This window comes from Bradyrhizobium sp. P2_E8 (genome assembly GCF_056403875.1).
This window is the reverse complement of the sequence record NZ_JBFUES010000208.1, coordinates 1-9,145: the sequence shown is the minus strand read 5'-3', so window position 1 is coordinate 9,145 and position 9,145 is coordinate 1. Positions and strand designations below refer to the sequence as shown.

The window sequence follows — 9,145 nt, the reverse complement described above, 5'->3', positions numbered from 1 at the left end:
CATATTGTCTGCCTCGCTGACGCGCCTGGGTTGCGGGGGCGAGTTCGTCGAGCACGACGCCGACGAGCTTGCGCTCGGCGCGGCCGAGCGTGTTCAAGATCTCTTCGAGGCTGTCGTTGATGTCGAGGCTGGTTGGCAGCAYCGCCACCAGTGCGTCGGCGTCGTCGAGCAGCTTGCGGCCGCCGGCCGGGAGCGGTATCGCGGGGCCGTCGAGGATCACGAGGTCATAGCCGCCGGCGGCACGCGCCTGCGAAATCGCCTTGCGGATGGCCTCGGTCGCCTTGCCGGCGTCGCCTTCGGCGGCCGGCAGCACCGAGATGCCGTTCACCGTCTTGATCTCGCGCGCCGCCTTGCTGCCGATCGAGAGCCAGCCGAACGCGCTCGGCTCGCTCTTGCCCGGACGGTTGACCTTGTTCGAGAGCGAGCGTGCCYGATGGTCGGCATCGATCATCAGGACGCGGGCACCGTCGCGGGYGGCCGCGAGTGCGAAGTTCAGCGCGGTCACGCTGCGCCCGGTGGTCTCGCTCGCACCAACGAGCGCGATCACGGGCATCGCCTTGCCGCCGGCACGCCGGGCGACCGCGGCGCGCATGTCGCGCCAGGCGTCGAGCAGCGTCGTCAGGGGAAAGCCGGGGCGCAACGTCGGCCAGCCCAGCCGTGTCAGATCAACGCCGCCGCCGGTGGCGAGAATGGCACCCAGCGTGTGGATGACGTCGGCCTCCTGCAGGCGTGCGATCAGCGGCTTTTCGATCAGGGGCCTTTCGACCATCGAGGGCTGCAGCGGTGGCGCGGCAAGTTCCGGCAGGGCCTGCGCGACTTCCGGGGTGCGCGATGCCTGCTGGGGCCCGGCAATCTCCGAAGTCCGCGTCGTCTCTGGAACTCGGGGAGCTTGCGGCGCCGGCGTGCGTTCACGGCGGGCCGGCGTCGGCGCGCTGGCGAACAGGAGCTCGGCGGCGACGAACCAGCTCGAAGCCGCGAGCGCGCCGAAGATGAAGCCGATCATGGCGAACAGGCTCATCGCCGGCGGGAACGAACGCCGCTGCGGCACGGTGGCCTCGCCGATGACGCGGGCCGCCGAGGTGTTCAGGGTCTCCTGCTCCTCGGTCTCGCGCGAGCGCTTCAGGAAGGATTGATAGACGTCGCGGCTGGCATCGGCCTCGCGCTCCAGCTCGCGCAGGCGCACGGCGGCCTGGCTGAGCTGGACGCTCTGCCGCTTCTGCGCTTCCAGCGCCCGGTTCAGCGACGCCTCATAGTCGCGGGCGCGCGTCAGATCGTTCTTGGCGGACTGCGCGAAGCGATCGATCTCTTCGTTGATGGTGCGCTTGAGATCCTCGACCTGCTTCTCGGTCTGGCGCAGCGCCGGATGGCGCGGGCCGAGCTCGCCGGCCTGCTCCGCGTACTTCTTGCGTGCGTCGGCATATTGCGCGCGCAGGTTCGCGATGGTTGGCGATTGCAGCGCTTCCGAATTCGCGCCGGCATCGGCCGCGGTGCGCCGGCTTGCCTCGATCTGGTCGAGCCGCGCCTGTGCGTCCATTGTCGCCGCGCGGGCCGCGGAAAGCCGCTGGTTGCTGGCGGAGAGCTGCTGGTCGCTGATCAGCGCGTCCTGGGTGCCGACGAAATTGTTCTGGGCCTTGTAGGTCGCAAGCGCGGTCTCGGCACTGCGCAACCGCTCGCGCAGCTCCTTGAGGCGGCCGGAGAGATCGTTGGTGGCGCGTCGCGCGGCCGAAGCCTGCGAGTTGCGGGATTCGGCGAGGTAGGCGCTGGTCAGCGTGTTGGCGAGCATCGCCGCTTTCGCCGGATCGGTCGACCAGACCTCGATGTCGACGATGAAGCTCTTCTCGGTCTTGCGGACCGTGATGTGCCGGTTCAGGGCGTCGAGCGCCGCGAGCTGCACTTCCTTCGTCTCCGCGGCGGACGGCGCGCGGGGCTGAAGGCCGATCAGGCCGAGCAGCGACGACATCAGGCTCCTGACATCACCGCCGCCGAATTCGGGGTCCTTGTCGAGACCAGCCTGCTGGATCACCTGGAGCAGCACGCTGTTGGAAGTAATCAGGCGCGCCTGGCTCTCCACCACCATGGCCATGCCGGAGACGTCCTGGGCACGCGGCGTGAGCTCGCGATCGACCAGCTGAAGCTCGCGCGGGTCGACATAAAGCTGGGCGGTGGCGGTGTAGCGGGGCGTCACGCTCTTGCCGACGGTGACTGCAAGCGTCGCGCCGAGCAGGGCTGCGGCCGCAATCGCGATCTTTCGCCGCCAAAGCAGGCTGACCAGCTCCAGCACGCTGAAGCCGGCCTCGGATCTCTGCTGCGGGGCCTCCGGTCTGGCTCGATCTATCGGCTGGTTGTAGTCAAGCATGATCCCCAGCTTCCATTCCAACTGCCGCGGGCTGAGGGGGTACTCTTCGCTTCTTGCCACGCACCCGGGATATAGGTGCCCAATCAACGCAACAGGGAAAATTAACCATACGCATTGAGGGACTATTCACCGAAATGGCAAACAAAGCGTTTAAGCGCTCGCCGCTTCCCGGCGCGTCACCGTGACACGCGCGATGCCGGGGTCCCCAAGGGATTAACGGTTCGTTACCGCGCGCAGCATGGCCGCGAGGCTCCGCCCGTCCTGCGTTTGCCCGCGCGCGCGCCATGATCGTCAGCTTTTCCGCAGGATGACGTGATAATCACCGCGGCGGACATCAGTGCCGCGCGGGAGCACGGCGTTCAGCATTGCGGCGCCGGCATCGACCAGGGCCGCGAACAGCGGCTTGCGCCGGCGCATCTCGGGATAGCGCGGACTCTCGACCTCACGGCGATAGATCATCTCGAGGCCATTGGCGGCCGCGAACGCTTCGAGCCGTGGCAACGTCACCAGCGGATGGAAGAAGGTCGGGAACGGCGGCTCGCCGGGCAGGCCGGCATCCCTGATGCCGCGGATGTGGCGGTAGAACCAGACGTGGAACCAGTGCGGCGAATATTTGGTGACGACGCCGGACAGCGAGCGCGGATTGGGCGCGCCGATCAGGATCATCCCGCCGCGCTTGAGTGCGTCGCGAAAATTCAGGAGCGCAGCGTCGACGTTGGGCAGATGCTCGATCACGTTGTAGCAGATCACGAGATCGAAGGTTTCGCGGCCGAAGGCGTAGGTCTGCACGTCGCCGAGGATGGCTTCGTCCGCGTAGGTGTTGTTGCGGACCTGGTCCTCGTCGATGTCGACGACGGTGACCCGGCTGCGGCCCAGCAATTCCGGCGGCAGAACGCTGCACGAGCCACCGCCGGCTTCATAGATGGCGAGCCGGCCCTGCGGCAGTTCGCGGCGCAGTACGTCGTGGACGGCGAGCAGGCTGTCGCGGGCTTCGCCGGGGACCAGATCGTGCAGCGCCTGGGCTTGCGCGGTCGCCGTGGGGATCTGGATCGCCGTGGCTGTCGCGAAATCGATCGTGGCTGGCTTGTTCATATTTTCTGACCGCGCTTGTTCGACTCAATTTTACAGGAAAAGTCTCGCATGCCCGAAGAGCAAATCTGGTGCCGCGACGCTTCACAGGTCGCGGTGCTTACGGTCGGGTTAATGCGCATCGCCGTTAACTACAGTATCGTCCCTACCGCGCCGTCCGCGGCGGATGGACTGCGACTTGCAGTACCACGCGCGCATGGATTGGCAGGGAAAACACGCGAAAGCGGTTAAGTGCATGGCGACAGGTCTGCATTGTCGAGAGATCCGTGGAATGGTGCCGTTTCGCGCCTCGATCCGGCTGTTCACTTTGGCACGCATCTGTCCCGTGGCACTGTGTCCTCACGGGGCGGCACCGGCGCTCATGCGATTGACGCAGGGCTTTTTCAACATATCTCGGGCATCTAGAACGCCATGACACTGATCCCGACAGATCTGTCCGCCAGCCGGCTCTCGGATGCCGTGCGCGATCCCAACCGGGAGATCGCGGCGAGCTCACGCGTCATCGACCTGTCGGTCGGCATTGTCGTCTGCATTCCCTGTTTCCGCCGCCCGCAGCATTTGCGGCTGACGCTGGAATCGCTCGCGAGCCAGCGAACCCCGCGCTCCTTCGCTGTCGTCATGGTGGAGAACGACGCCGCGCGGCGCGAGAGCGCGCCGGTTGCCGCGGAGTATCTCGCCGCCGGCCGGCTCCAGGGCATCTGCCTTGTCGAGCAGCGGCAGGGTAACTGTCAGGCGATCAACGCTGCGTTCGAGACGGCGCAGGCGCTGTTTCCCGCTGCGACCCGCTTCCTGATGATCGACGACGACGAGATCGCCTCGCCCGACTGGCTCGAGCTGATGGTTCGCACCGCGGAGGCGACCGGCGCCGACGTGGTCGGCGGGCCCGTGCTGCCTGACTTCGACGACGACAGCCAGCCCTGGCTTTCGCGTCATCCCGCCTTCCGCCCTGCCTACGACTACAGCGGCGCGGTGCCGCTGATCTATGGCTGCGGCAATTGTCTGATCACGCGTGCGGCGTTCGACCGGCTCGGCAGTCCGGCCTTCGATCTGCGCTTCAACTTCCTCGGCGGCGGCGATTGCGACTTCTTCGTGCGTTGCCGCGATGCCGGAATGACATTCCACTGGACGACGGAGGCGGTCATCACCGAGACCGTGCCGCAAAGCCGCACCAGTCTCGGCTGGATCGCAAGGCGGGGCTTGCGCATCGGCGCGATCAACTACCGTGTGCAGTACAAGGCCGCGCAGGGCGTGGCGGCGCGGGTGCGGGTGTTTGCGCAGATGCTCGGCCGGCTGCCGCTGTCCCTAATACGCGCGGCACGCCTGCTGGCGACGTCGAAGGCCGTCGTCGCGATGCATCCCGTGATGGTCGCACTCGGCTCCTTGCTCGCGGCGCTCGGCATCGAGCCGAAGCCCTATGAGGCCTCGAAGATCGTGTCCTGACGGCGTGGTGGCGGACTAGATGCCAAAGCAGGCGAGGGCGACCCTGAGCGCGGAGCGCGGCAGCGATTTGAGCGAGCGGCGGCCGACCATCCCGAGATAGGTGAAGGCCTCGCGATATCTGCCGAAGCGGACCGCCTGCATGGCCGAATAGGTGACGAGATGAATCTCGGCCGCCTGCCGCAGCCCGGCGGCCGTGCCCGCGGGCAATCTCGCCAGGATCAGCCCGTCGTCGAAGACCCGCGCGATCGCCGGGAAGAAATCCTGCGGTGTCCGTATCGCCGCGTTCATGGTGTTGGCCGTGTGCAGGCGGTAGTCGAGCAGAAGCTTTGGTGCGAACTCGAACTCGCCGATCGCGGCAAGGCGGCACCAGCAGTGCCAGTCCTCGCAATATCTGAGGGAGGTGTCGAAGCCGCCAATGGCGCGGAAGGCTTCCGCGCGTGCGAGCGCGATGCCGCCATTGACGATGAAATTGCCGGCCGCGAGCCGCGTCAGCACGTCGCCGGAGGGCTTGCGGCGTCCTTTCAAGAGGTCGCGCCGGCCGATCTGCCGTCCCTCGCTGTCGATCGTGTTGTAGTCGCCGTAGACGAGCACGGCGCGCGGAGCTCCACGCGCTGCCGCCAGCAGTGCCGCCACCGCGCCGGGGCGCATGCGGTCGTCGGCATCGAGGAAGAGCAGCCACTCGCCGCTGGCATGTCGCGCGCCGAGATTGCGTGCGGCCGATACCCCGGCGGAATCGTTGGTCATCAGGCGCAGCCGCGGGTCGCGAATGGCGCGGACGATCGAAATGGTGTTATCGGTCGAACCGTCGTCCACGACGATCACCTCGATCACCTCGCCTTGCGCCAGTGCGCTGGCGATGGTTTCGCCGACATAGGCCGCAACGTTCTTGGCGGGAATGACGACGGACACCGATGTGGTCGAGCCCACAGGCAGCGGAAGGCGCGCTGGCGTCGCCACGCGTGAGCTGACCGGTAGATCGAGAACGTCTTCGGCGGTGATCAAGCTGCGGCTCGTCTTTAAGGGTCTGTTAACCAGGGCGCATCTGCAGACGCGATCGATCGCAACCGTGGCCGCCGCGGATGATACTCGCATTACGGCGAAATCGTTTCCCGGAAGGCCTGCGCGAGGCGGGTTTCGCAGAACAACGTTAAGCCAACGGCATTAAGCCTGTGGCAAATTTGGAGGAGTGCGACAGCCGGTCCCATGCGAGAATGCGTACCCGGCTGCCGCGGATGGATTCCAGTGCCCGCAACGACTTTCGACTACGATCCCGACGACATGATCCTCAACCTCTTCTACGAGGACAAGGACGATCGCTGGTTTCCCGGCGACCGGCATCTGCGGCGCATGGCGCGCCGCATGCTGCTCGGCGAGCCGCGCATGAGCGGGCAGCTTCGCGTGTTCCTCAATCTCTGCGCAGGGCTCAATCGACTCGGTATCCGCTACCGCGTCAACGACTACCGCTACATCGCGCAGCATCCCGAGGAAGTCGCCTGCATCATCGGTCGCACCTTCCTGCTCGACAAGTTCGTGTGGAAGAATCCGATCCTGCTCGGCGTCGCCGCCCACAATCATCCGCTCGACGATCCCGACCTGTTCAAGCGCCTGCCGGTGAAGAAGGTCGTGGTGCCCGGCCAATGGTACGTCGATATGTACCGGCCGTATTGGCCCGACACGGAGGCCTGGCCCGTCGGCATCGATACGGATCTCTGGGCGCCGTCGCCCGCTTCGCAGAAGACCGTCGACGTGCTGATCTACGACAAGGTCCACTGGGACCGCGAGCGCTATGCGCCGGAGTTGATCGAGCCTGTCCGTGCCCGGCTCCTGAAGGAGGGGCTCTCGTTCATGGAGCTGCGCTACGGCAGCTACAAGGAAGAGGATTATCAGGCCGCGCTGGCGCGTTCGCGCGCGATGATCTTCCTGTGCCAGAACGAAAGCCAGGGTATCGCCTATCAGCAGGCGTTGTCCTGCGGCGTGCCGGTGTTCGCCTGGGATCCTGGCGGGCCGTGGCGGGACCCCGATTATTATCCGCATCGGGTGAAGTTCGAGCCGGTGTCGTCGGTGCCGTACTGGGATCACCGTTGCGGCACCAGGTTCGTCGACACCGCCGGGTTCGAGGCGGGCTGGGACGATTTCTGGACCGGCTGCGCCGCTGACACGTTCGATCCGCGCGGCTTCGTGCTCGACAATCTCACGCTGGAACAACGGGCGCTGCAATATTACGAGATCGCGCGAAGCGTGGCGCGACAGCAGAAGGTGTCCGACGCGTCCGGCCTGCTGGTTGACGGATGGTTAACGGGGATGGGCTAAGACTTGGCGCTTGCTTCCCCGGGTTCACCAGGCCGGCCTTGAGCCATGGATCGCAGCGCTGCTGACATGACCGACGTCGAGGCCCGATCGTTCGGTCGCGTCCTGCGCGATGGGCTTGCCGGCCTGAATGCCGTGCTGGCGGCGCGCGGCCTCGTCGCGGTTGCGGCCCTGCTCCTCGTGCTGGTGACGCTCGATCCGTTTCCCGATTTGCGCAATCCCGATGTAACCGCCGTCGTCGGCGGACGAATGGCGCTCACCTATGTTTCCTGGGGCCTGCTGGCTGCGGTCGCAGTGCCGTTCGTCGCCGTCACGGATGCACCCGCGCTGAAGGGCCTGGTGACCCCGCTGCATCTCTGCCTCGTCGGCTGGCTGTTGATCAACATCGTCTTCTCCGAGAGCCGCGGCGTTTCAATGCAGCGCTTCGTGCTTGCGGCGAGCATGACGTCGCTCGCCGTTCTGTTGCCATTGCTGCCGCCGACGCAGCGCAGCTTCAACCTGTGCCTCGGCGCTGCCGCGCTCGTGCTGCTGGCGCTGTGCTATCTCGGCGTCTTCCTCGCGCCGCAATATTCCATGCACACCGCGCTCGACCTCACCGAGCCGCAGCTCGCCGGCGACTGGCGCGGCAGTTTCGGCCACAAGAACGTCGCATCGCCGGTGATGACCATCCTGGTCTATGTCGGCATCTACCTCTGCGGCGCCGGGTCGTTCGTGATGGGACCGACGATCGCCGCGCTGGCCGGCCTCTTCCTGATCTTCACCGGCGGCAAGACGTCGTCGGTGCTGTGCCTTGCGATCTACGCCCTTGCCTCGCTGGTCTGTCTCACACCGAGCCTGTGGCTGAAGCGGCTCATTTGCTTCGTGCCGCTGATCGTGATGAACCTGCTGACGGTCGGCAGTGTCGTGAGCCCGTCGCTCGGCGCCATGACTCGATTGCTTCCCCTCGATCCTACTTTCACCGGCCGTTCCGACATCTGGGAGTTTGCGCTCGCAGCCGTCGCCGAAAAGCCGATCATCGGCCACGGCTATGCGGCGTTCTGGGACGACGTGACGGCGCGGCAGACCGCCCAGGGCGCCGAATGGGCGACGTCCGCTGCACACAGCCACAACAGCTATCTCGACCTCGCGGTCACCATCGGCCTGCCGGGCTTGCTGCTCGTCATCCTCGTCTTCGTGCTCGCGCCGCTCCGCAATTTCCAGTCGGCCCAGGCTCACAACCGCAGCGCTGCGCTGGTCAAGCTGTTCCTGACCGTGTGGCTGTTCGGCCTGTATTACGGGACCACCGAGACCTTCCTGCTCGAACGGCAGAATCCGATCTGGTTCATGTTCGCGCTTGCCGTGACCGGTCTGCACTTCCTGGCCAGATTCCAGTGCGTCGAGCAAACGGAACCGTGCGCTGACAGCTTGTCGCAGTCGGGACCGTCGTAGTGGCATAGGCTTAACGATATGCAGCAACGTCACTTGTGGTCTGCGGCAAACATAATCTATCTGGAAACATTCAGTAACTGCATGACCCGCGGATGACGTTTCTCAGCGTCGAGCAACCAGATGATCGGGTTTCCAGCACGTCGGGAATCGCGGTCGATTTCGTGCGTGACTGGCGGCAGGCCGCATTGCGCCTGAATGCCGGCCATCGCACCGCCTTCCAGCATGGTTACTGGCTCGGCGCCTGGTATGAGGCGTTTCACGATCTTGCCCCGCTGATCGCCGTGATCTCCGATGCCGCGACCGGCAAGGACATCGCGGTGGTGCCGATGACCAGCCATATCAGGCGCGGCATCCGCGTCGTCGAGTTCGCCGACCTCGGCGTCTCCGACAACAACGCGCCGATCCTGGCGCTCGATGCGGCGGTGGATGGAGCGGCGATGGATATGATCGGCAAGGCGCTGGTCGACGCGCTCTGCGCCTTGCCCGACCGCTTCGACCTGCTGCGCCTGAGGAAGATGCCTGCGC

The 9,145-nt window shown here is 65.9% G+C and carries 6 protein-coding genes and 1 pseudogene; 4 read left to right on the top strand and 3 right to left on the bottom strand.

Annotated elements, in window-relative coordinates; genetic code table 11:
• Both AC1D00_RS14140 and AC1D00_RS14135 read right to left on the bottom strand, forming a co-directional pair.
• The coding region (locus AC1D00_RS14140; protein ID WP_477011091.1) for an exopolysaccharide transport family protein at positions 1 to 2,356 on the bottom strand (2,356 nt) is incomplete at its 3' end.
• Positions 2,357 to 2,647: 291 nt separating this feature from the next.
• A complete protein-coding gene (locus tag AC1D00_RS14135) occupies positions 2,648 to 3,448 on the bottom strand; it encodes a class I SAM-dependent methyltransferase (protein ID WP_477011090.1) in 801 nt (266 codons plus the stop codon).
• A gap of 408 nt (positions 3,449 to 3,856) precedes the next feature.
• Here AC1D00_RS14135 and AC1D00_RS14130 point away from each other — a divergent pair, with 408 nt between their 5' ends.
• Positions 3,857 to 4,885, top strand: a complete 1,029-nt coding sequence (locus AC1D00_RS14130; protein WP_271575634.1) for a glycosyltransferase family 2 protein — start codon at positions 3,857 to 3,859, stop codon at positions 4,883 to 4,885.
• Between the two features lie 15 nt (positions 4,886 to 4,900).
• Here the strand turns inward: AC1D00_RS14130 and AC1D00_RS14125 are convergent, their stop codons facing one another.
• Complete coding sequence (locus AC1D00_RS14125; protein WP_477011089.1) at positions 4,901 to 5,887, bottom strand: glycosyltransferase; 987 nt, start codon at positions 5,885 to 5,887, stop codon at positions 4,901 to 4,903.
• A gap of 240 nt (positions 5,888 to 6,127) precedes the next feature.
• Between AC1D00_RS14125 and AC1D00_RS14120 the strand changes: the two genes are divergently transcribed.
• From AC1D00_RS14120 to AC1D00_RS14110, 3 genes and pseudogenes are all read left to right on the top strand, one after another.
• Positions 6,128 to 7,195, top strand: a complete 1,068-nt coding sequence (locus AC1D00_RS14120) for a glycosyltransferase (protein WP_477011088.1) — start codon at positions 6,128 to 6,130, stop codon at positions 7,193 to 7,195.
• Between the two features lie 45 nt (positions 7,196 to 7,240).
• The gene (locus AC1D00_RS14115) at positions 7,241 to 8,620 is read left to right on the top strand and encodes an O-antigen ligase family protein (RefSeq protein ID WP_477011087.1); all 1,380 of its coding nucleotides are present in this window, start codon (positions 7,241 to 7,243) and stop codon (positions 8,618 to 8,620) included.
• 92 nt (positions 8,621 to 8,712) lie between these two features.
• A pseudogene (locus tag AC1D00_RS14110) lies at positions 8,713 to 9,145 on the top strand (GNAT family N-acetyltransferase); the annotation flags it as partial.

What these genes read in the sequence shown, in the direction of transcription:
- AC1D00_RS14135 (WP_477011090.1), bottom strand. Translation starts at nt 3,448, where the DNA reads ATGAACAAGCCAGCCACGATCGATTTCGCGACAGCCACGGCGATCCAG.
- AC1D00_RS14130 (WP_271575634.1), top strand. Translation starts at nt 3,857, where the DNA reads ATGACACTGATCCCGACAGATCTGTCCGCCAGCCGGCTCTCGGATGCC.
- AC1D00_RS14115 (WP_477011087.1), top strand. Translation starts at nt 7,241, where the DNA reads ATGGATCGCAGCGCTGCTGACATGACCGACGTCGAGGCCCGATCGTTC.